This window comes from Streptomyces zhihengii, assembly GCF_016919245.1.
Lineage (GTDB): Bacteria > Actinomycetota > Actinomycetes > Streptomycetales > Streptomycetaceae > Streptomyces > Streptomyces zhihengii.
Genome location: NZ_JAFEJA010000001.1, coordinates 394,267 through 415,770, shown reverse-complemented (window position 1 = coordinate 415,770; position 21,504 = coordinate 394,267). Strand labels below are relative to the sequence as shown.

Sequence of the window (21,504 nt, the reverse complement as noted above, 5' to 3'; positions counted from 1 at the left end):
CGCCGTACAGGCGCCGGACCAGGCTCAGGGCCGGTTCCCAGACTCGGCGGCCGGCCGCTGTGCGGCTGCCCAGTGCCCGGGGTCCCCGCCGGGCCCGTCGCCACGGCGCGGGCGCCACCGCGAGCCGAGCACACACAGCGCGAAGCCGACGGGAACGGTGATCAGGCCCGGTGTCTGGAGCGGGAACACATGGAAGTCCCGGTCGGGGAAGAGCGCGGTGGGAATGCCGCTGGTGGCGGGGGACATGGCCATGAGCACGGCGGTGAGCACCGGGGTGCCGTACAGCGCCCACCGCACCCCGCGGGCGGTGGTGCCCGGCCAGAACAGCGTCAGGATCACCACCGGCGCGACGGCCGACGCGGCGACGGCGAACGTGAAGGAGAACAGGATCTGCGGATTGCGGTGCTGTGCCAGCACGGACAGCAGGACCGCGACGGCGCCGACGGCCAGGACCGCGCGCCGGGCGCGTCCGGTCTCGGGCAGGCCGGCCGCCCGGTCCCGGCGCCGCGCGGCGGGGGCGAGGTCGTGGGCGAGCGAGGCGGCGGCCGCCACGGCGATCCCGGCGACGGCGGCCAGGGTGGTCGCGAACACCGCGATCGCCACGAACGCGAAGAGCACGCTGTGCGCGGGCGCCACCCCCGGGTCCAGGGCGGCCGTGACGATCAGCAGGGCCGTCCCGCCGGCCGGGTCGGCCGCCCGCAGCACCTCCGCGCCGACCAGGGCCGCGGCGCCCAGGCCGACGACCACGATGCCCGCGCAGACCACGGCCACGGCGCCCACGGCCCAGCCCATGGTCGCCCGGACATGGCGTCCGGGGCGCATCGGGTGCAGGCGCATCATCACGTGCGGCATGCAGGCCGCGCCGAGGGCGAGGGTCAGATGGAAGCCGATCAGGTCCAGGGTGCCGGCCGCCGAGTCCCCGAACTGGAGCCCGGGGGTGCCGTACGCGGCCCCCTGACCGCTGCCCTCGGCCGCCGCGTCCCACAGGCTGAACGGGTTCCAGCCGAAGCGGTCCAGGACGAGCCCGGCGAGCAGCAGCACGGCCGCCACCAGGACCACGGTCTTGAGGATCTGCACGTACCCGGTGCCGCGCATGCCGCCCGACGCGGCGAAGCAGACCATCAGCGCCCCGGTGGCGATCGTGCAGCCGGTGAGGGCGTCCTCGGGGAGGTCGAGCATCACGGTCATGATCTCGCCGGCCGCGGCGAGCTGGACGACGAGCAGCGGCAGCACCGTCACCAGCACGGCCACGCCCATCGCGACCCGCACCGGACGCCCGCCCAGCCGCTGGGACAGCAGGTCGCCCAGGGTGAAGCGGTTCCTGCCGCGCAGGGGCTTGGCCAGCACCACGGCGAGCAGCGTCAGCGACAGCACGGTGGCGAAGGCGAAGAGGACGCCGTCGTAGCCCACGAGCGCGACCGAGCCGGTGGTGCTCAGCAGGGTGGCGACCGAGATGTAGTCGCCGGCGACGGCCAGTCCGCTCGCCGCCGGCCGTGCGGTGGCGCTGCCGGTGTAGAACTGCTCGGGGTCGTCGGAGTCCGCCGCCGCGAGCCCGCACAGCAGCAGGGACACGGACACGAACGCCACGAACAGCACCAGCGCCAGGGCGTGTCCGTCGATGCTTCCGCCGGTCACGACGCCTCACCGTCCGTGCCCCGGGCACCGCGGCCGCCGGTCACGAAGGCGGACAGGCACCACAGGAGCAGACCGGCGTCGGCCGCGGTGAGCAGGAACAGCAGGGGCGCCGGGAGGAGGCCGCCGGCCGCGGCGCCGGCCGCGATCAGGGCGAGGTGGAAGGCGAGCAGCCGCACCGCCCACACGAGTTCGCGCGGGTGGCGCGTACGGGTAATCGACATGCCGGTCACGGCACCACGGGCCCGGCGCGCCGACCAGTGCGCGGCGGGCCGGCGGTGCACCCGCACGGCACCTGTGCGGACGTGCTGTGCGGGCTCACAACCGGCTTACCGCGTAAGGGTGTTGGGCGGAAACCCGGCTCAGACGCGCAGCAGCCGGCGGGCCGTCAGGGCCAGGGAGATCTCCACGACGTCGGCGGGACGGGCCAGCGACCGGCCGGTGAGCTGCTCGCAGCGGCGCAGCCGGTTGAGGACGGTGTTGCGGTGGCAGTACAGCCGGCTGCTGGCGCGCTGGGCCGAGCCCTCGCAGTCGAGCCACACGGCGAGCGTGTCCAGCAGCAGGTCCCGGTCGGACGGGTCGAGCCGCAGCAGCGGTCCGAGCACCCGGTCCGCGAGCGCGGTGCCGAGCGCGGGGGCCGACACCACCAGGGCGGCCGGCAGGTGCTCGTCGAGCAGCACCGTCCCGCCGCCCTCGGGACAGGCGCGCAGCGCGGTCTCCGCGAGCCGGCGGGCGTCGCCCACCGAGGCGAGGCCGTCGACGGCCGAACTGATGCCGATCCGCGCGCCCGGCGGTCCCGCGACGTCCCGGGCGAGCCTCGCCAGGGTGCCGTCGGGACCCTCCTCGCCGGTGAGCAGCACGATGCCGAGTTCCACGTCCGCCCCGGTGTGCCACACCACGCGCGTCCCCGGCAGCACGGCCGCGGTGCGGGCGCCCGCGTAGGCGGACCCCGGGCCGTCGACCAGCACCACCGCGTACCGCCCCTGCTCCGGGAGGTCGAGCGCGGCCGAGACCTCGGCGAGATCGGCGATCCGGGTGGTGCCGTCCAGGAGCGCGGCCGTCATCACCCGCAGCCGGTTCTCCCGGCGCCAGGTGAGCCGGCGCTCGACCTGGCGGTACGCCTCGGCGACGAGGGTGCAGTGCTCGTCCACGAAGTTCCACACGTCGGCGGCCACGTGCACCAGCAGCCGCACGTCGTCGGGGTGGTGACGGGCGGTCTCCTCGACCAGGCCCTGCCACACCATCGCCCCGCCGAGCCGGAACGCGTGCAGCAGCGCGTCGAGCGGCAGCCCCTGCTCCGCCCGGCCCGCGCCGATCTTCCAGGAGCACCGGCGGGCGGCGTCCCGGCTGCTGCGGGGATCGATGAGGGAGTTCACGCTGTGCCGCAGCGACCGGTGCACCTCCTGCCACACATCGGCGGCGTCGGACTCGATCGCCGCCTGGTAGGCCGGTTCCTGGTCGCGCAGTTCGGCCACCAGCCGGTCGGTCAGCTCCGGCAGGTCGTCCAGCAGGACCCGCGCGGCCCGGTGGAGCACGCCGAGCGCCTCGGCGTTGACGAGCGAGCGGACGCGCGCCGTGCCGTGCGCCACGGCGGACGGGACGTCGGGCAGCGCCCTGATCCGGCTTCGTACGACGTGCTGCATCGCGGCCCTCCACCGAAATCGGTTCCGTCCGGCGTGGGCGTGCGGGCCCGCGAACCGGACATTGCGTCGAACCCGAAGGATCGCATACCGTCCGGTCGGTCCCTAGGGGTGTGAAGGTCTCTTTTCGGCACGGTCGACCAGACGGGACAGCTCCACGCGCGATCGCACACCGAGCGCGGCGAACACGTTCCGCAGATGGTGGTCGACGGTGCGGGGGCTCACCGACAGCCGCAGCGCGACCTCCCGGTTCGTCGCCCCGTCGGCCACGCACCGCGCGATCCGCAACTGCTGCGGAGTGAGACGTTCCAGCGGCCCGGCGCTCCCGCCCGTCGCACCGCCCGTCGCCCGCAGCTCCGCGCGGGTCTGGTCCGCCCACACCCGCGCCCCGCAGCGCTCGAACGCGCACAGCGCGTCCCGCAGCCGCCCGCGCGCCTCCCGCAGCCTCCGCCGGCGCCGCAGCCACATCCCGTACAGCAGCAGGGTCCGCCCCCGCTCGAAGTCGCCGCCCGCCAGCTCGTGCCGGGCCAGCGCCTGCCCCCACAACTCCTCGGCCGCGGCCGGCGGCGCCAGCAGCGCCCGGCATCGGGCGAGCTGCGCCGACGCCTGGGGATCGGCGCCCTGCGCCGCCCACAGGGCGAACTCCTCCACCGCGGCGGCCGTCTCCTCCCGCTCACCGGCCAGGACCGCCGCCTCGACGAAGCACGGCAGCGCGAGCCAGCGCAGCGCGAAGTGCCCCGTGCGGTGGCCGGGCCGCACCAGCGGCCCCAGCCGTGCCACCGCCTCGGCGGCCAGGCCCCGCCCCAGATCGGCCAGCCCCCGCGCCCACTCCGCGAGCGTGGCGGCCTGCGCCAGCCCGTGCGGCCCGGCCACCGACAGCGACGCGTCCGCGTGCCGGGCCACCGCCGGCGCGTCCCCCTCCACCGCCGCCACGAACGCCAGCACGGCGTGATGGTGCGCCGCGGTGTTGCGCTGCCCCGCCCGGTGGGCCACCCGCAGCCCCTCCTCCGCATGGGCCCTCGCCCGGGTGTGCCGGCCCGCGCGCAGCTCGGCGTAGGCGAGCTGCTCCAGCGCCCGGGGGACGTACGCCGCCACGTCGTGCGACCTCGCCGCGGCCAGCGCCCGCGCGCCCAGATGGCACGCGCCCGCGATGTTGCCCAGCACCAGCGCCGCGCTGCCGGCCTGCACCAGACGCTCCGGGTCCTGCTCCGCCTCGGCGCGCTCCATCACCCGCCGCAGCGGCGCCCGCGCCTCGTCCAGCCGGGCGCTCAGCGCCGCCAGCATGCCGGTGCGGTAGTCGTCCACCGGACCCCGTCCGACACCGGAGAGCGCCGCCACACAGGCCGCGTGATCACCCCCGGACCAGGCCGCGGCCAGCGCCGTGAGCCGGGCCACCAGCGCACGCTCCGGATCGTAGGGACCCAGCAGCGAGGCGGCGAGCAGCAGACTGCCGTACGCGTCGCCCACCGGACCGTCCTGGAGCGTCAGCGTGCCCCGCACCAGCTCCGCGGAACCGCGCACCGCGTCGTGCGCCGGCCCCTCGCCCGCCGCCGCGAGCAGCTCCCGGGCCCGGTGCGGCAGCCCCGCGAGCCGGGCGTGCTCGGCCCCCGCCGTGAACCGGGCGGTCCGCGCGCTGCCCGCGGCCGACAGCTCACCCGCCCGGGCCAGCGCGACCGCCCGCTCCCCGTGCCCCGCCCGGATGTCGGGCGACGACGCGACGGCCGCGAGGACGCCCGCCAGCCGGGGATCGGGCCCCTGCGCGGCCATCGCCCGGTGCAGCAGCCGCGGCAGCCGGTGCCGCACCCCGTGCAGCGCCGCGGCCAGCAGACTGTGCGCGGCCCGCCGCCGCGACAGCGGCGCGCCCGCGTGGACCGCGCGGCGCAGCAGCGGGTCGTCGAAGCGGATCCGGCTCCCGGCGGTGCGCACGATCCCGGCCGCCTCGGCCGCGTCCAGCGCCCCGGCCGGCACCCCGGCCGCCCGCGCCGCCCGCAGCACCAGCGCCGCGTCCGCGCCGGGTCCTTCGGGGGCGAGCTCCTGCGCCGCGGCCACCAGCAGCAGCAGCGTCCCCGCGTCCGGGGCCAGCTCCGCGAGCCGCCCGCCGGCGACGCGCATCAGGACACCGCCGTCGGCGAGCGGCCGCGGCAGCGGCGCCACCCCCGACAACTGCGGGGCCGTCAGCCGGTCCGCCAGCGCCGTCAGCAGCGCGGGATTGCCGGCGGCCTCGTGCAGCAGCTCCTCACGGACGGCCGACGGGCAGGAGCCGCCGGTCAGCTCGTCGAGCAGCTCCCCGGCCGCCCCGTCGTCCAGCGGGCGCAGCCGGACCGCGGGCACGCCGGCGAACTCCGGGCTGTCCACCCGCCGTCCGGCCACCGTCAGCAGCAGCCCCACGCCCCGCAGCCGGCCGGCGCGGCGCGCCGCGAAGCCGAGGGCGGCGCGGGAGCCCGCGTCCCACAGGTCGGCGTCGTCGACGCACACCAGCAGCGGCCCGCCCGAGCCGCGCCGGCTGCCCAGCGCGTCGAGCAGTTCCCCGGGTTCCGGCGGACCGTCCGGGGAACGCGGCGCCGGGCCGAGCACCTGGGCGTGGGAGGCCAGCAGCGATCTCAGCCCGCTCGACGGCAGATGGCGCTCGCCCGGCTCCGCGCGGACCAGCAGCGCGGCCCCGGCGCCGAAGCCGCGCATCGCGTGCTCCAGCAGCGCGCTGCGCCCGAGTCCAGGGTCTCCGGCGACGACGAGGGCGCCGCCCGGGCCGGACCGCAGCCGCTCCAGCAGGGCGGCCACATCGGCCAGTTCGGTGGTGCGGCCGTACAGCCGCAGGGAATCCTGTGCGGTCATGTCTCCGGTCACGCCCGGTACGTTACGTCCGCGTAACCCGCCGGGGAAGCGGCTGCTCCGCATGCCCGGGCGGCCGTCGCACCCACTCTGACCTGCGCCGAAGGCGGCGTCCGGGGTCAGGACGCTGGCCGTTCTCCCAAGCCGGGCGGGGCAACTCTGTGCGCCGGCACAGGCGGTGGGGCGGGGGCCGCGGGGGCGCGCCGGTGTCCGGGCGCGCGAAGGCGGCGGACGCGCGGGAGGCGCGACCGCCGCCGGGCGGAGTGCGGTGGTGCGGTGGTGCGGTGCCGGAGGGGCCCGGCGCGGTGGTGCGGTGGTTCGGCGCCGGAGGGTTCGGCGCGGTGGTGCGGTGGTGCGGTGCCGGAGGGTCCCGGCGCGGTGGCTCAGGACGAGTGGGGGCAGGTGCCGCGGTACTCGTCGATGGTGAGGCTGGGGCGGGGGATGGGGCAGAGGAACTGCTCGTAGCGGGTGTCGTTGTCGATGAACCGCTTGAGCCAGGAGATGCTGTACTTCGCGATCGTGGTGTCCGAGGTGTTGGGCGTGAAGTGGCTGGCGTTGTTGAGCTCCAGGTACGCCTTGTCCAGGGAACTCGGAAGCGACTGGTAGAACGGCTCCGAGTGGGAGGCGACGGGCGCGATGGTGTCCCCGTCCGCGCCGATGACCAGGGTCGGGGTGCTGACCTCGGGCCACGACTTGTCGAGGTTCCAGGGGGTCAGCGGGATGGCGGCCTGGAGCGAGGGCCGGGTCTTGGCGGCCTCCAGCGTGCCGCCGCCGCCCATGGAGTGGCCCATCACACCGAGCCGCGAGGAGTCCACCCGGGAGCGGACCGCGCTGCGGCCCGTCAGGTAGTCCAGCGCGGACAGCAGTTGGCGGCCCCGGCTGTCGGGCTGGTCCAGCGTGGTGTTGGTGTCGATGGTGAAGACGACGAAGCCCTGCGAGGCCAGGCGCGGCCCGAGCCAGGCGATCGAGGACTCGTAGGCGGTGAAGCCCGGGGAGATCACCACGGCCCCGAAGGTGCCGTCGGAGGTCGACGTCGGGTAGTAGATGGTGCCGCCGCCGAAGCCCGTGACGCTCAGCGAGGACACGCTGGTCTGGGAGACGGAGTACGGCCCGCGCAGGGCCTCGATGCTCGACGTGCTCGGCGCGGGGCCGCGCTCGTAGGGGTTGTCGGCGGCCTGCGCGCCGGGCACCGCGACGGTGGTCAGGGCGGCCGCGGCGGCCGTGGCCAGCACCCCGGCCATGAGCCGGCGGTGCGGGCGCCGTCCGGGCCGGGCGGCCGGCGCGGTGGATGCGGTGGATGTGGTGGATCCGGCGCTGTCGTCCTTGCGCTGCATGAGGGGGTCCCGTCCTCTCGGGTGGAGCATGGCGGTACCGGCGGATTCGCCGGTACCCGTGCCGGACGGCGGGCGCGCTCGGAGCGCAACCGCCGTCCGGCCGTGGTGCGTCGGGCCGGCCGGTGCGGCTGCGGCTCAGGACGAGTGGGGGCAGGTGCCGCGGTACTCGTCGATGGTGAGGCTGGGGCGGGGGATGGGGCAGAGGAACTGCTCGTAGCGGGTGTCGTTGTCGATGAACCGCTTGAGCCAGGAGATGCTGTACTTCGCGATCGTCGTGTCCGAGGTGTTGGGCGTGAAGTGGCTGGCGTTGTTGAGCTCCAGGTACGCCTTGTCCAGGGAACTCGGAAGCGACTGGTAGAACGGCTCCGAGTGCGAGGCGACGGGCGCGACGGTGTCCCCGTCCGCGCCGATGACCAGGGTCGGGGTGCTGACCTCCGGCCAGGTCGTGTCCAGGTTCCAGCCGGTCAGCGGGATGGCGGCCTGGAGCGAGGGCCGGCTCTTGGCGGCCTCCAGCGTGCCGCCGCCGCCCATGGAGTGGCCCATCACACCGAGCCGGGTCGTGTCGATGCGCGCCCGCACCGAACTGCGCTGCGTCAGGTAGTCGAGGGCGGCGAGCAGTTGGCGGCCCCGGCTGTCGGGCTGGTCGAGCGTGGTGTTGGTGTCGATGGTGAAGACGACGAAGCCCTGCGAGGCGAGGCGCGGCCCGAGCCAGGCGATCGAGGACTGGTACGCGGTGAAGCCGGGCGAGATGGCCACCGCGCCGAAGGTGCCGTCGGAGGTTGACGTCGGGTAGTAGATGGTGCCGCCGCCGAAGCCCGTGACGCTCAGCGAGGACACACTGGTCTGCGAGACGGCGTACGACCCGCGCACGGCCTCGATGCTCGACGTGGTCGGCGCGGGGCCGCGCTCGTAGGGGTTGTCGGCGGCCTGCGCGCCGGGCACCGCGACGGTGGTGAGGGCGGCGGCGGCCGCCGTGGCGAGCAGTCCGGCCAGGAGCGTCCGGTGACGGCGCCGTCCGGGCCGGGTGTCCGGCGCGGAGCCGGAGGGTGTGGGGGAGGTGGTGGGGGTGAGCTGCACGACGGAGTCGTCCTCTCGGTCGTGGCGGCCCCCGCGGGGACGGCCGCCCGGCCGGGGAGGACCGGGCGCCGTCGGGGATCCCGCGAGTGGCATCGCCGTGTTCGATGGCGGTGCCACTGTCGGGGCGCGGCGGACCGGGAGGCATCGGCGTAATCACCGGTGTCACCGGGGCCCGGACGCGCTCAGCGGGCGGGCCGCTCCCGCGGCGCGGGGACGGCGGACTGCCCGGGCACGCGGGCGAGTTCGGCCCGGCACGCCTCCGCGACGGCCCGGTGCACGGCGCGCGCCACCCGCGCCCCCCACACCGAACGGGGCCCGGCGAACGGCTCCGGCCGCTGCCCGGCGACCGGCCGGGCGGCGGCCACGCACACGGCGTCGGTCGGGGTGCCGGAGGCGTCGGCGCCCGCGTCCAGCAGGGCCTGCACCTTGGCCTCGGTCGCCGTCGCGACCGCGTTGACGAGGGCGGCGTCGGACAGCGGCACGGGCACGGACACCACGATGTTGATCGTGCCCGCCCGGCGCGGCCCCGGTTCGCCCGGCGCGGGCACGGCGGCCCAGCCCCGTACGCCGATCCCCGCGGTCACCAGGGCCTCCACACCGCCGTCCGCGGCCCAGCGGCGGGCGCGGACGTCAGCGGCGGTCATCAGGCCCACCCCCGGCCCGGTCGCGCCCGCCGCGCGGGCCAGCGAGGCGAGATGGGCGGCCGGGTCCATACGCCGGTAGCCGGGCGGCACCTGCGCGTTCAGCACCCACTCCCGCTCCCCGGTGCCGCCGCCGAGCGGCGCGCTGGAGATCATGCGCATGCCGCGGCCCGGGACCCAGAGCACCATCGGCCACCGCCCGCCGCTCTCCTCACGGGTCAGCAGCGGGGCGTCGCGCAGCGCTGCCTCCTGCGGCGCTGCCTCACGCGGCGCTGCCTCACGCGGCGCTGCCTCACGCGGCGCTGCCTCACGCGGCGCGCGGACGGAGGGCGCGGCGTCGGACGGCGCGGATTGGGACGGCGCGGATTCGGACGGCGCGGTGGTGGCGTGTGCGGGCGCGGGGGGCGTCTCCCCGGCGTCCGGCGGTGCGGTACCGGCGGGGTCTGCCGCGGGAACCGGCTGGGGCGAAGGAGGCACCCCGCAGCCTAACCCGGTGCGGGCGTCCCCCACCGGAGCGGCCCCTTCGGCCCCTCCCGACGGCGCTCAGGCGCGCCTGCGGGCGGTGACCAGCAGGTACTCCCACTCCATGGCGCCCGAGGGACCGGCGTGCCGGCGTGCCAGATCGGCGAGTTCGCGGTCGAGCGCCGCGGTCCGCTCGCGGTCGTCGGCGATGTTCCGGTAGACGGCGATGGTCGGCCCGTAGAACGTGGTGAAGAAGTCGCGGAACGCCTCGGGGGTGGCGAACCGGTCGACCGTGACCGTCTCACGCCGCATCCCCAGATCCGTCACGTCGTCGCCGAACAGCTCGCGCACATGCTCCTCCTGCCCCCACAGCGGCGGCGGCTGGGCCCCGGGGGGCGGCGGCGGGGCGTACGGCTTCAGGGTGGCGAACATCTGCCCGATGAAGCCCTCGGGAGTCCAGTTGATCAGGCCGATGGTCCCTCCGGGACGGCAGACCCGCAGCAGTTCGGCGGCCGTGGCCGCGTGGTGCGGAGCGAACATCACGCCCACGCACGACATGACGGTGTCGAAGTCGGCGTCGCCGAACGGGAGCGACTCCGCGTCGGCCTCGCGCCACTCCAGCACCGCGCCCTTGCGGTCCGCCGACTGCCGCCCCACCTCCAGCAGTTCGGGCGTGAGATCGCTGGCCACCACGTCCGCGCCCACCAGGGCGGCCGGAATCGCGGCGTTGCCCGATCCGGCGGCCACGTCCAGCACGCGCTGCCCGGCACGGACGGAGCAGGCGGCGACCAGCCTGCGCCCGAGTTCGGGGATCAGTTCGGCGGCCACCACCGTGTAGTCGCCGAGCGCCCACATCGCGCGGTGTTTGCTCTTGAGGGCACGGTCGGCCTCGACCGCGTCGATCGCTCCGGTCATGACAGCTCTCCTCCCGAAGCCCTGAGCGGCCACCCGCCCGACAGCCGTCAGGAGTCAAAGGTCGTGTATGCACTGTTTCATCCAGGGTAGAAGCCTTCTGGCATCCGTCCCACCGCAGGAGCACAGCGCCACCGCCGCCGCACACCCCGTCACCGTTCCCGGCCGCGCGTCCGCGTCCGCATAGGGTGGCCACCGTGACGATCAACGGGACGGACGGGGCGGGCGACGTGACGGGCCACCAGGGCGGAGACGGGAACGGCCTGCTCTACGGCTGCATGGGACTGGGCGGGAGCTGGGACCCCGGGCCGTACGGCGCGGCGGACATCGACCACGCCGAAGCGGCGGTCGCCGCCGCGCTGGAGAGCGGGATCACCGGCTTCGACCACGCCGACATCTACCGGCACGGCAAGGCCGAGGCGGTCTTCGGCGAGGTCCTGGCGCGCACCCCGGGACTGCGCTCCCGGATCGTCCTCCAGACCAAGTGCGGTATCCGGCTCGCGGACGGCGAACGCCCCGGCATCTACGACCTGCGCGGCCCGAGCATCGTGCGCCGGGTCGAGGAGAGCCTGGCCCGGCTGCGCACCGACGTCCTCGACGTCCTGCTGCTGCACCGCCCCGATCCGCTGGCCGACCCCGACGACATCGCGGCCGCCCTGAGCGGCCTGCACCGCCAGGGCCTGGTCCGGGCGTTCGGGGTGTCCAACATGGGCGCCGCGCAGATCGAGGCCCTGCGCACCCGTCTCGACGTGCCCCTGGTCGCCGACCAGCTGGAGATGAGCCTCCAGCGGCGGGACTGGCTGGAGGCCGGGGTCCTGGTCAACACCCCGGCGGCCGCCACGCTCGGGATCGGCCCGGGCACCGTCGAGTACTGCGTGGCGCACGGGGTCGGCCTCCAGGCGTGGGGCGCCCTCGCGCAGGGCCGCTACTCCGGCCGGCAGGAGACGCCCGCCGAGCGGGCGACGGCCCGCCTCGTGGCCTCGCTCGCGGAGGCGAAGGGCACCACGCCGGAGACCGTGCTGCTGTGGTGGCTCCAGCGCCACCCCGCGGGCATCGTGCCGGTGATCGGCAGCGCCCGCCCGGAGCGCATCCGCGCCTGCGCGGACGCGGCCCGCGGCGAGGCGCGACTCTCCCACGAGGAGTGGTACGACCTCTGGATCACCGCCCGCGGCGAGCCCCTGCCGTAGCCCGCCCGGCACCGGCGGACCCGCGCGCGGGCGCGCCCTTGGTGCCGTTCCGCTCCCGGGGCGGTGGGCCGTGTCCGCCGCACGGTCCACCGCATTGCCCCCGGCGCTTGCGGGCAGCCGGGCGTGTGGCCGGGGACCCGCGCGCGGGCGCGCCCCCGGTGCCGTTCCGCTCCCGGGGCGGTGGGTCGTGTCCGCCGCACGGTCCACCGCATTGCGCCGCGGGCGCTGCGTCCCCGGCGCTCGCGGGCAGCCGGGCGTGTGGCCGGGGACCCGCGCGCGGGCGCGCCCCCGGTGCCGTTCCGCTCCGGGACGGTGGGCCGCATCGCGCCCCACGGCCCACCGCATCACCCCGTCGCGCCCCCCGGGCGCCGCGCCCCCGCCCCGGCAGGGGCGCGGCCACGGCGCACCTTGCGGGGCGGCCCCCGGCGGGAGGGGGTGCGGGTCAGCCGCGCAGCGGTGTCGCCGCCAGCCAGCCGATCACGCTGTTCACCGCCCTGAAGTCCAGCGCCGCGATGTCGGCGACGGCCTGCCGGTCCGCCTCGGTGAGGCGGATGCCGGCCGCGTCCAGTGCGCAGTGGAGCAGCACCCGGTGCGCGTCGGCGGCTGTCAGTGCCCGTCCCGGCTCCGCGGTGAACCCGGGCACGGTCACCGGGAGTACCGGGGTGTGCGCCGGGGTGGCCCGCGGCGAGGGGCGCGAGCGCGCACGCCACCTCATGAGGACCGGTCCGGCCGGGGGCCCGCGCCCGGGGACATGTCCGGTCCCAGGACCGTGCCGAGCCGGCTCAGGGCGCGGCGGCGCAGCGCCTTCACCGCGCCGGGCGTGCGCCCGCCGAGCGCCTCGCCGATGCGGTCGTTGGGCCAGCCCGCCCAGTACTGGAGCACGATCGTGCGGCGGTGCTGCGCCGGCAGCGCCGCCACCGCGTCGCGCACCGGCTCCCGCAGCAGCACGGCGAGGGCGCTCTCCTCGGCGGACGCCGCGGTCGTGGTGCTGAACACCCGGCTGTCGGCGACCAGTACCTCGCGGCGCACCCGCGACGACCGGTAGTGGTCGATGACCAGGTTGCGGGCGATGGCACAGAACCACGCCCCGATGTCCGCGCCGGTGGGGGAGTAGCGCCCGATCGCGCCCAGCGCGCGCAGAAACGTATCGCTTGTGAGGTCCTCGGCGAGGTGCGCGTCGTGCACACGGGCGCGGACGAAGCCGAGGACCTCCTGGCGGTAGGCGCCGTAGAGAAGCGCGAACGCCTGCTCGTCGCCCTCCCGCGCGTGCTGGACCGTCAACTCGGGCGCTGACCGGGGGGTTCTTCGGATAACCTGTTGATTCAAGGCCTTCCCCATTTCTGGTTGCGGGGTGGTCGATCAGGGGTCGTCGGGTCGCATCCGGCGGCCCCCTTCGCGATGTCCCGGCGGGGGCCGGGACATCTGACCTGCGCTGTCGTCGGACGCAACGCGTCCGGGGCTGAACCCCGGGCTCCGCGGCGGCTGTTGGGCGCGTCCGTCCCCGCCCCGGAGCCGCCTCCCGCGTCCGACTGCGGAACAAAATGTCTGAATCTTGTGGACTATGCCCCGGGAAACATTGATTCGTTATCCGATGGATACTTTGCGGGTCTGTACAGCGGACGGGTGCGCCTCACGCGCCCGTTCTCCGTTGACAGGGCATGACACCGACACCGCCCCCGGAGGGGCCGCCCGGACCGCTCACCCCCGCACCGGACGGGGAGGCGGGGCCGTCCGTGACCCCGTGCGGCGCACCGATCTACGACGCGCTGGTCCGCTCCTGGCGCGACGAACGCCGCAGCGTGCCCGGCCAGGGCCGGGGTGCACCCGCCCGGATCGGCGGCCCCGCCGCCCGGCGCGCCGCCCCGGAGCGGACGCCGTGCCGGGACACCGGTGGCACCGGCCGCGCCCGAAGGCCCTCGTACGAGATCCGGCCGTTCGGCGTGGACCTGTCCCGCTTCAGCGCCGGGTGAGCAGGTCCGGCAGCGCCGGCCCCGGCCCGCCCGGACCCGCGGCGGCCGTCGGCGTGCCCGCCGCCAGGGCCGCGAGCAGGGCGGCATGGTCCGCCGACGCGCGGTCCGCGTACCGCATCGCGAAGTCGCAGACGGCGCGGTCGAAGACGTCGCCGCCGCCCAGATAGGCCGCCAGCGCGATCCGGTCCCCGCTCCGGGCGTGCCCCCGCCCCAGGGCCGCGCCGCAGAGCGCCGCGTACCGCCGCAGCGGCCCCGGCGCCATCGCGGGCACCTCGGCCGGCCCCCGGACGTCGCGCAGCCGGTGCCACGAGAAGTGCCGCCCCAGCGGCCCGGTCACCCACCCCGCGAAGAGATCCTCCTCCGCCTGGAGCAGCCGTCGGCCCGCCACCACCCGCCGGCCCGCGTGCGGGTGCGGCCCCGGCCCCAGATGGGCCTCCAGCACGGATGCCCGGGCCTGGGCGAACCGCAGGAACAGCACGTCGTCCACGTCCCGTCCCTCCAGCAGCACCACGAAGCCGCGGATGCCGACACCGGCCACCCCTGTCGCCGTGCGCGCCACCCCGACCGCGTGGAAGCGGTCGAGGAGCCGCCGCCGCTCGCCGCCGAGCGTGGAACGGTGGTCGGCGAAGACCTTGAGCAGCACCGACCGGTCGGTGTCACCGGCCGGTTCCAGCAGCGGAGGGTGGGGCACGAAGCGCCGCCGCCCGGCCACCACCTCCGTCAGCCGGCCGAGCGGGGGGAGTTCCGTGTCCGGCGGCGCGGACCGCCCGCTGCCCGCACCGCGCCCGTGCGGCAGCGGCGACGGCATGCCCCGGATGTCCACCCGCTCGTACCAGGCCGCGAGTTCACCGAGTCCGGCCAGCCGGCGCACCATGCGCCGGTAGGCCAGCACCGAGGCCAGCACGCTCCGGCGGGCGGCCCGGCCGTCGTGCCCGTTGTCCAGGGCGGTGACCGCGACGCTCGCCGCCAGGCGCTTGACGTCCCACTCGAACGGACCCGGCAGGGTCTCGTCGAGGTCGCCGATGTCGAACACCCGGGGCCGCTCCGGCGAGGCGTAGAGCCCGAAGTTGAGCAGATGCGCGTCGCCGCAGAGCTGGACCACGAGCCCGCTGTGCGGCACGGCGGCGAGATCGGCCGCCGTCACGGCCGGGGCGCCCCGCAGGAAGGCCGCGGGGGAGGCCGCCATCCGCGCGTACCGCAGTGGCAGCAGTTCCGGGATCCGCCCCGCGTCCTGACGGCGCAGGATCGAGACCGGGTCGGGGCGGTCCGCCGACGGGATCCAGGCGGCGTGCGAGGAGCGGGAGAGCCGCTTGCGGGCGGCCCGCCCGGCCCGGGCACGCTCCTCGGCGCTCCGGTGCAGTGTCACCGCTGCCTCCCTCGTGCCCCGGGCCGCACCGCCTGCGGGCGGCTGACCTCACCCGCCCGGGACGATCACCGCACGCCCGCGCACCTTGCCGGCCGCCAGCCGCTCGTACGCCTTGGGGGCGTCGTCCAGGCTGTACGTCTCGACCTCCACCTCGACCTGTCCGCGGCGGGCCAGCTCGAACACCTCGATCAGCTCGCTGCGCGAGCCCCAGTACGGGGTGCGCACGGCGACGTCGTAGGCGATCGCCCCGAAGCCCACCGGCAGCGTCCCGCCGCCGATGCCCACGATCGACACGTCGCCCTCGACGGCCGCGGCCGCGGCGGCGGTGGTGACCGTCTCCGGCCTGCCGACGAAGTCGAAGACCGCCTCGGCACCCAGCCCCTCGGTGAGGTCCCGGATGCCGGCGACGGCGGCGTCGTCGCTGAGCAGCGCGTGATGGGCGCCGACCTGCCGCGCGAGCTCCAGCTTCTCCTCGTTCACGTCGAGCGCGACGACGACGGCCCCGGACAGCACGCGCAGCAGCTGGATCGCGACATGGCCGAGGCCGCCGGTGCCGATCACCACCGCCGTGGTCCCCGCGCCGAGCTTCGGCAGGGAGGTCTTGATGGCGTGGTACGGCGTCAGCCCCGCGTCCGTCAGCGAGACGTTCTTCACCGGGTCCAGACCGTGCAGGGGGACGAGATGCCGGGCGTCGTCGATCAGCATGTACTCGGCCATCGCGCCGGGAGCGCCCAGCCCCGGGGGCAGGATGCCCTCGGCGGCGGCCCGGGTGCAGTAGTTCTCCCTGCCCGCCGAGCAGTTGAGGCACCGGCCGCATCCCCACGGCCCGTACACGGCGACGTCGTCACCGACCGAGACATGGGTGACGCCCGCCCCGGTCTCCGCGACGATCCCCGCGCCCTCGTGCCCCAGGGTCAGGGGCAACTCCCCGAACACGTACTGGTCCTCGGGGACGCTCATGACGAATTCGTCGGAGTGGCACACGCCCGCCGCCGTGACCTTCAGCAGGACCTGCCCCGGACCGGCCGTCGGACGCGGCACGTCCACCACTTCGGGATGACTGCCGATGGTGCGGTACTGGAGTGCTTTCATGCGCGGCTCCCATGCTCGCGGGCGTGCCCGGGCGGCGAGGCGTATCCGCACGACCGGATACCGGAGCGCCCGGTGCCGAACCCCTGTTCATGCTGGCAGGCCCCGGGCGACCGTGCATGTTCCCGGAACGAGAGGCCGCGCGGCGGCGCGCTGATCGGGCATTTCGGACTTCGGGTGGCAGACTTCGCCTGTCTGTGCAGGACGGGCCGCGCTGCCCGGTCCGGCCCCGTCGGAGAGAGAGGTCCTCGCGATGCCGAGTGGGACGAACACGGCCGCCGGGCGCGTGCACGGTGTGCACTCGGAGGTCGGCAGGCTGCACAAGGTGCTCGTCTGCGCCCCCGGACTGGCGCACCGGCGGCTCACCCCGACCAACGCCGGCGATCTGCTGTTCGACGACGTGATGTGGGTGGACAACGCGCGGCGCGACCACGCCGACTTCGTGAAGGAGCTCACCGCGCGCGGGGTCGAGGTCGTCGAGCTGCACGAGCTGCTGGCGGTGACGATGGCCCTGCCGGGGGCCAGGGACTGGCTGCTCGACCGGAAGATCGTGCCCAACGAGGTGGGCGGCGGACTCGTCGACTCCACCAGGGCCTTCCTGGAGACCCTGGAGCCGCGCCGGCTGGCCGAGTTCCTCATCGGCGGGCTCGCCACCTCCGACCTCCCCGACGACTACCGGCCCGGCTACGTCGCCCTGGCCCGCGAGTCCACCGGTGTCCGCGAGTATCTGATGCCGCCCCTGCCCAACACCCTCTACACCCGGGACACCACCTGCTGGCTCTACGGCGGTGTCACCCTCAACCCCCTGTACTGGCCCGCCCGCCACGACGAGACCCTGCTGATGAAGGCCGTCTACCGGTTCCATCCCGACTTCAAGGACTCCACGGTGTGGTGGGGCGACCCCGAACGGGACTGGGGGCAGGCCACGTTCGAGGGCGGCGACATCATGCCCGTCGGCGGCGGCGTCGTCCTCATGGGGATGAGCGAGCGCACCTCCCGCCAGGCCATCACCCAGGTGGCGGCCGCCCTCTTCGAGCAGGGCGCGGCCGAGCACGTCGTCGTGGCGGGGATGCCCCGACTGCGGGCCGCCATGCACCTCGACACCGTGTTCACCTTCGCGGACCGCGACATCGTCACCCTCTACCCGCGCATCATGGACGGCGTCCACACCTTCTCGCTCCGGCCCGGCAGCGCCCGGTTCCCCGTCGACATCACCGACGAGGGCTCCCGCGCCTTCACCGACGTGGTGGCCGGCGCGCTGGGACTGCCGGAACTGCGGGTCATCGAGACCGGCGGCGACGTCTACGCCTCGGAACGGCAGCAGTGGGACAGCGGCAACAACGCCGTCGCGCTGGAGCCCGGTGTGGTGTTCACCTACGACCGCAACACCCAGACCAACGCACTGCTGCGGGAGGCCGGCGTCGAGGTCGTCACCATCGTCGGCGCCGAACTCGGCCGGGGCCGCGGCGGCGGGCACTGCATGACCTGCCCCCTCATCCGTGAACCTGTCGGCTTCTGACCGAGGCGGGGACGGGGATGCCCGGCAGGCACCGGTCGTGGGCCTCCTCCTCGTGGGCACCGGGCACGGCGACCGGCGGCACGCCGGGCCGCGGCGCGACGAAGTAGTCGGCGTCCTTCGGCCGTTCGTCGGGGGACAGCCGCGGACGCGGAGCCGGTTCGAGGTGCGGGATGTGCTTGGAGCAGTGCACGTACGCCTCCTCGACCGTGATGTGCACCCACAGCTCGGGCCGCCGCCCGGGAGCGGTGTCGGTGCGCAGGTGCGGGTGGGAACGGCGCTGCTCCTCGTCGGTGCGCAGCCGGACGGAGCCGTTGACGTGCAGGCCGATGTGGTGGTGGGTGAAGTCCATGAAGAGCAGCCCGATGTGGGGGTTCTCGGTGATGTTCCCGGCGCTCGCCATCACCCCGTTGCCCCGGTACTCCGGGTAGGTCAGCGTGTGCTGGTCCAGATCGACCACGAACCCGGGCGGGCCCGCGCGGAAGGTGGAGTCGCATTCGCCCCGGGCGTCGGCGGTCGACAGGAAGACCATGGACTGCTGCTGTATGAACCGCCGCATCCGGGGTGTGAGCTGGGGCTGCACCTGCCGCCCGTAGAACGCGTCGGCCCGTTCGGTGTTGCCGAGATGGTCCTGCAGCATGCGCTCACCGGCGGATCCGAAGGGGCTGCTGTGGGGGGTCACGTACGGTCGTCCTCTTCCTGTGGGGCACACGCGGAGCCCGGCTCCGGGGGATCACCCGCCGGCCGGACCGTTGGGTCCATCGTGCCCGCAGCGGGCCCCGCGATGGGGGCGAAGCCGTCGCGCAGTTGTGAAGATCCATCGCAGCGGGGCCGCCGCTCGCCTCCGGCGGGCGCCACAAGGGGCGGCACCCGCCCCTTACCGGGCACGATGGAAGGGGAGTGCCCGTTGTGCGGCATTTCCACCGTGGCCGGGCGCACGCTCACGCCGTCCGGCGCGTCGACGGCGAGGAGAGGCACCGTGATCCAGAGCGCTGACATCCGCGAGTGGCGCAACCAGGAAGTGCTCGACGACGAGGACAAGAAGATCGGCACGCTCGAGGCCGTCTACGTGAACACCCGCAGCGACGAACCGGCCGTCGTCACCGTGGCCGTCGGCCTGCCGACCCGCCGCCGCCTGGTGTTCGTCCCCCTGGCCGGAGCGGTCGTCGGACCGGGCTATGTGCGGGTCGCCTACGGCAAGTCCGTGGTGAAGGACGCCCCCAGCATGGGGACGGACGATGTGCTGCCCGCCGAGAACGAGCGGGAGATCTTCACCCACTACGGCCTGCCGTACGAGCCCGGCGCCGGCGGCGAACGCCAGCTCGCCCGCCGCTGAGCGGGGGCGCGGCGGGCGCGGGCGCCCGGTGCGGTGCCCGGCGCTCGGGCATGCCACCTGCGGCGGTCACCGGGCACCGACCCGGCAGCCCGGTTCCGTACCGCGCGCGGCGGGTTCTTCGGCCCCGGGCCCGCCGGGCGGGCGTTCGGCCCCGGGGTCACCGGGCCCGCCGGGCATGGACCATGCGTGGCGGGCGCCGCCCCGGGGTCACCGGGCCCGCCGGCCGTGGACCATGCGTGGCGGGCGCCGCCCCGGGGTCACCGGGCCCCGGGGCCCCCGTCCCGGACGTGGAGGATCGCCGTCGCGACGGCCGCCAGGGGCGGCCACGACCACCGTCCGGCCCGGGCCAGCAGAAAGGTGCGGCGGGTGCCCGCCAGCGGGTCCAGGGGACGGAAGGCCACGTCCGGGCGGTGGCGCTCGATGCCGGACTCCGCGAGCAGCGCCACCCCCAGCCCCGCCCCGGTCAGGCTGTTCACCAGGCGCAGGCTGTCGACCCGGTGCGCGATGCGCGGGGTGAAACCGGCGACGGCGCACACCCGGTGCACCAGCTCGTCGTCGTCCGTGCCGCGTGAATTGGTGATCCAGCCCGACTCCGCGAAGTCCCGCAGCTCGGGGACGGTCACCGGCCGTCCCGCGTCCGGATGCCCCGCGGGCACCGCCAGGAACAGCGGCTGCTCCTCGAAGGCGCGGGCGCTCAGCTCCGGCGGCACCACCCTCGGGACCAGGCTGTAGTCGTAGACGACGCCCAGATCGACGCCCCCCGAGCGCAGCAGCTCCGCAGTGCTCTCCGGCTCGTGCTCCTGCACCTCCACGACCACCCGCGGGTGCTCCTCCCGCAGCCGGGCGAGCGCGGGCAGCACCACCGGCTCGACCGCCGTGAAGAAGCTCGCCAGCCGCACCCGGCCCGCCGGGTCCGTCCGGCCGCGCAGCTCCGACTGCGCCTCCTCCACTGCGGCGAGGATGCCCACCGCGTGCTCCACCAGCCGCTCACCGGCGGGCGTGAGCCGTACCCGGCGGCCGTCCGGAGTGAGGAGCCGGACCCCGACCTCCTCCTCCAGCACGGCGAGGTGCTTGGAGACGGCCGAGGTCCCGTAGCCCGTGCCCGCCGCGACCGCCGCCATCGTGCCGAGCCGGTGCAGCTCGACCAGCAGCCGCAGCCGCCCCAGGTCGGGCAGTCGCTGCGTCGCGTCGGGGAGCCGTGGCATGTCGTCCGCTTCCATGAGGCCATCGTCCACCATCAGTGGCTGATCCATCCACTTTCGGCCCGTGGACAGAAACGGATGCCTGACGATCAAATGTCCCGGTGACCACCTCGCCTGCCGCCCCCGACGCCACCCCCGCCGCACCGGCCGCCCTGTCCGCCGACACGGTGCCCCCGGCCCGCTCCGCCGCGCCGCCCACCGGCGGAGCGGCCGGGCCCGCCGCGCTCCCCGCCCCCCGGCGGCAGGTGCCCGGCGCCGTGCTGGTGCTCGTCGCCATGTGCCTGCTGCACACCGGCAGCGCCCTGGCCACGGAACTCTTCGCCACCCTCGGGCCCGCGGGCACCACCTGGCTGCGCCTCACCTTCGCCGCGCTGCTGCTCGTCGCCTTCACCGGCCCGTCCCTGTGGCGGACCCTGCGCGCGACCGGACGGCGGGACCTGGTCGCCACGGTGCTGCTCGGCGCGGTCAGCGCGGGCATGATGCTGCTCTTCTCCGAGGCCGCCGCCCGGCTGCCCCTCGGCACCGCGACCGCCCTGGAGTTCCTCGGCCCGCTCACCGTCGCCGTGATCGCCTCGCGCCGCCCCCGGGAACTGGCGTGGCTCGCGCTCGCCGCCGCGGGCGTCGTGCTGCTGACCTCGCCGTGGACGGGCGCGACGAGCCTACCCGGCGTGATGTTCGGCCTCGGCTCGGCCGCCTGCTGGGCGCTGTACGTGATCGGCACGGCCCACGTCGGCAGCAGGCTGCCCGCCCCGCACGCCCTCGCCGTGTCCCTGGCGGTGGCCGCTGTGGTCGCCGCGCCGTTCGGGGCACCGGCCGCCGTCGGCGGGCTGACCTGGGAGACGGCGATCGCCGCGCTCGGCATCGCCGTGCTCATGCCCCTGCTGCCGTTCCTGCTGGAGATGCAGGCGCTCCAGCGCATCGGCAAGACCACCTACGGGACGCTGGCCGGGCTCGAACCGGCCGTCAGCCTGGTCGCCGCCATGATCCTCATCGCGCAGACCCCGATGCCGCTCCAGATCGCCGGCACCCTCCTGGTCGTCGCCGCCGGCATCGGCGCCACCCGCGCCGAGGCCCGCGCCAACCGCTGACGCAACCCGGTGCGCCGATCCGGGCCGCCGGCCGCCGCACGGGGCCGCGCCGCCGGCGATCTGCGCCACACGGCGGAACTCCGCGTCCCGCGCCGAGCGGGCGGACGGGGTGGCGGGCCCCGGCGCGGAGCCCCTCCACCTGCGCGGACCCGCGAACGGGTGAACTCCCCTCCGGGGTGTCCGGCCTGCGGAGAGTCGTCCGGGCGGGCGATCATCCTACGTG

19 protein-coding genes are annotated in these 21,504 nt (G+C 75.7%); 5 read left to right on the top strand and 14 right to left on the bottom strand.

The features are described from left to right. Positions 1 to 24: 24 nt before the first annotated feature. The 8 genes from JE024_RS01760 to JE024_RS01725 all read right to left on the bottom strand — a co-directional run bounded on the left by JE024_RS01760 (position 25) and on the right by JE024_RS01725 (position 10,530). Entirely contained in the window at positions 25 to 1,635 is a 1,611-nt protein-coding gene (locus JE024_RS01760; protein WP_205371856.1) for a sodium:solute symporter family transporter, read from the bottom strand. Then, a complete protein-coding gene (locus tag JE024_RS01755; protein WP_205371855.1) occupies positions 1,632 to 1,856 on the bottom strand; it encodes a hypothetical protein in 225 nt (74 codons plus the stop codon). Before JE024_RS01755 ends, JE024_RS01760 begins: the two co-directional genes overlap by 4 nt. Positions 1,857 to 1,994: 138 nt before the next feature. Beyond that, the gene (locus JE024_RS01750) at positions 1,995 to 3,275 is read right to left on the bottom strand and encodes a PucR family transcriptional regulator (RefSeq protein ID WP_205371854.1); all 1,281 of its coding nucleotides are present in this window, start codon (positions 3,273 to 3,275) and stop codon (positions 1,995 to 1,997) included. 102 nt (positions 3,276 to 3,377) lie between these two features. Next, a complete protein-coding gene (locus tag JE024_RS01745) occupies positions 3,378 to 6,104 on the bottom strand; it encodes a helix-turn-helix transcriptional regulator (protein ID WP_205376317.1) in 2,727 nt (908 codons plus the stop codon). Positions 6,105 to 6,484: 380 nt separating this feature from the next. Continuing rightward, a complete protein-coding gene (gene bdeA, locus JE024_RS01740; protein ID WP_205371853.1) occupies positions 6,485 to 7,435 on the bottom strand; it encodes a bis(hydroxyethyl) terephthalate hydrolase in 951 nt (316 codons plus the stop codon). 135 nt (positions 7,436 to 7,570) lie between these two features. Beyond that, the gene (gene bdeA, locus JE024_RS01735) at positions 7,571 to 8,512 is read right to left on the bottom strand and encodes a bis(hydroxyethyl) terephthalate hydrolase (RefSeq protein ID WP_372449753.1); all 942 of its coding nucleotides are present in this window, start codon (positions 8,510 to 8,512) and stop codon (positions 7,571 to 7,573) included. 182 nt (positions 8,513 to 8,694) lie between these two features. Then, on the bottom strand, positions 8,695 to 9,342 hold the full coding sequence (locus tag JE024_RS01730) for an adenosylcobinamide amidohydrolase (RefSeq protein WP_205371852.1): 648 nt from the start codon (positions 9,340 to 9,342) through the stop codon (positions 8,695 to 8,697). Between the two features lie 354 nt (positions 9,343 to 9,696). Then, complete coding sequence (locus JE024_RS01725; RefSeq protein WP_205371851.1) at positions 9,697 to 10,530, bottom strand: class I SAM-dependent methyltransferase; 834 nt, start codon at positions 10,528 to 10,530, stop codon at positions 9,697 to 9,699. 194 nt (positions 10,531 to 10,724) lie between these two features. On the opposite strand from JE024_RS01725, the gene JE024_RS01720 reads away from it, so the two are divergent. Further along, positions 10,725 to 11,714 carry an aldo/keto reductase gene (locus tag JE024_RS01720; RefSeq protein WP_244882511.1) on the top strand — a complete coding sequence of 330 codons (990 nt, stop codon included), beginning with the start codon at positions 10,725 to 10,727 and terminating at the stop codon, positions 11,712 to 11,714. A 442-nt stretch (positions 11,715 to 12,156) separates the two neighbouring features. Here JE024_RS01720 and JE024_RS01715 read toward each other — a convergent pair whose 3' ends face one another. Both JE024_RS01715 and JE024_RS01710 read right to left on the bottom strand, forming a co-directional pair. Next, entirely contained in the window at positions 12,157 to 12,429 is a 273-nt protein-coding gene (locus JE024_RS01715; RefSeq protein WP_205371850.1) for a hypothetical protein, read from the bottom strand. After that, entirely contained in the window at positions 12,426 to 12,995 is a 570-nt protein-coding gene (locus tag JE024_RS01710; RefSeq protein ID WP_205371849.1) for an RNA polymerase sigma factor, read from the bottom strand. Before JE024_RS01710 ends, JE024_RS01715 begins: the two co-directional genes overlap by 4 nt. 377 nt (positions 12,996 to 13,372) lie before the next feature. Here JE024_RS01710 and JE024_RS01705 point away from each other — a divergent pair, with 377 nt between their 5' ends. Further along, positions 13,373 to 13,684 (top strand): hypothetical protein, encoded by a 312-nt coding sequence (locus tag JE024_RS01705; RefSeq protein ID WP_205371848.1) that lies wholly within the window; start codon positions 13,373 to 13,375, stop codon positions 13,682 to 13,684. Here JE024_RS01705 and JE024_RS01700 read toward each other — a convergent pair. Together JE024_RS01700 and JE024_RS01695 are read right to left on the bottom strand one after the other, a co-directional pair. Next, positions 13,671 to 15,050, bottom strand: a complete 1,380-nt coding sequence (locus JE024_RS01700) for a DUF2252 domain-containing protein (protein WP_205371847.1) — start codon at positions 15,048 to 15,050, stop codon at positions 13,671 to 13,673. The two genes, JE024_RS01705 and JE024_RS01700, sit on opposite strands and share 14 nt — an antisense overlap. Positions 15,051 to 15,098: 48 nt before the next feature. Further along, positions 15,099 to 16,142, bottom strand: a complete 1,044-nt coding sequence (locus JE024_RS01695) for an NAD(P)-dependent alcohol dehydrogenase (protein WP_205371846.1) — start codon at positions 16,140 to 16,142, stop codon at positions 15,099 to 15,101. Between the two features lie 250 nt (positions 16,143 to 16,392). On the opposite strand from JE024_RS01695, the gene JE024_RS01690 reads away from it, so the two are divergent. Further along, positions 16,393 to 17,658 carry an arginine deiminase gene (locus JE024_RS01690; protein ID WP_205371845.1) on the top strand — a complete coding sequence of 422 codons (1,266 nt, stop codon included), beginning with the start codon at positions 16,393 to 16,395 and terminating at the stop codon, positions 17,656 to 17,658. Here JE024_RS01690 and JE024_RS01685 read toward each other — a convergent pair. Further along, positions 17,633 to 18,295, bottom strand: coding sequence for a pyridoxamine 5'-phosphate oxidase family protein (locus JE024_RS01685; RefSeq protein WP_205376314.1), 663 nt, complete (start codon positions 18,293 to 18,295; stop codon positions 17,633 to 17,635). The two genes, JE024_RS01690 and JE024_RS01685, sit on opposite strands and share 26 nt — an antisense overlap. Before the next feature lie 339 nt (positions 18,296 to 18,634). On the opposite strand from JE024_RS01685, the gene JE024_RS01680 reads away from it, so the two are divergent. Further along, positions 18,635 to 18,991: a PRC-barrel domain-containing protein gene (locus JE024_RS01680; protein ID WP_205371844.1), complete on the top strand. Its 357-nt coding sequence runs from the start codon at positions 18,635 to 18,637 to the stop codon at positions 18,989 to 18,991. Positions 18,992 to 19,248: 257 nt separating this feature from the next. On the opposite strand, the gene JE024_RS01675 is transcribed toward JE024_RS01680, so the two are convergent. Beyond that, positions 19,249 to 20,211 (bottom strand): LysR family transcriptional regulator, encoded by a 963-nt coding sequence (locus JE024_RS01675; RefSeq protein ID WP_244882508.1) that lies wholly within the window; start codon positions 20,209 to 20,211, stop codon positions 19,249 to 19,251. Between the two features lie 83 nt (positions 20,212 to 20,294). Here JE024_RS01675 and JE024_RS01670 point away from each other — a divergent pair, with 83 nt between their 5' ends. Beyond that, positions 20,295 to 21,281, top strand: coding sequence for an EamA family transporter (locus JE024_RS01670; protein WP_244882506.1), 987 nt, complete (start codon positions 20,295 to 20,297; stop codon positions 21,279 to 21,281). The last annotated feature ends 223 nt before the right edge of the window (positions 21,282 to 21,504 follow it).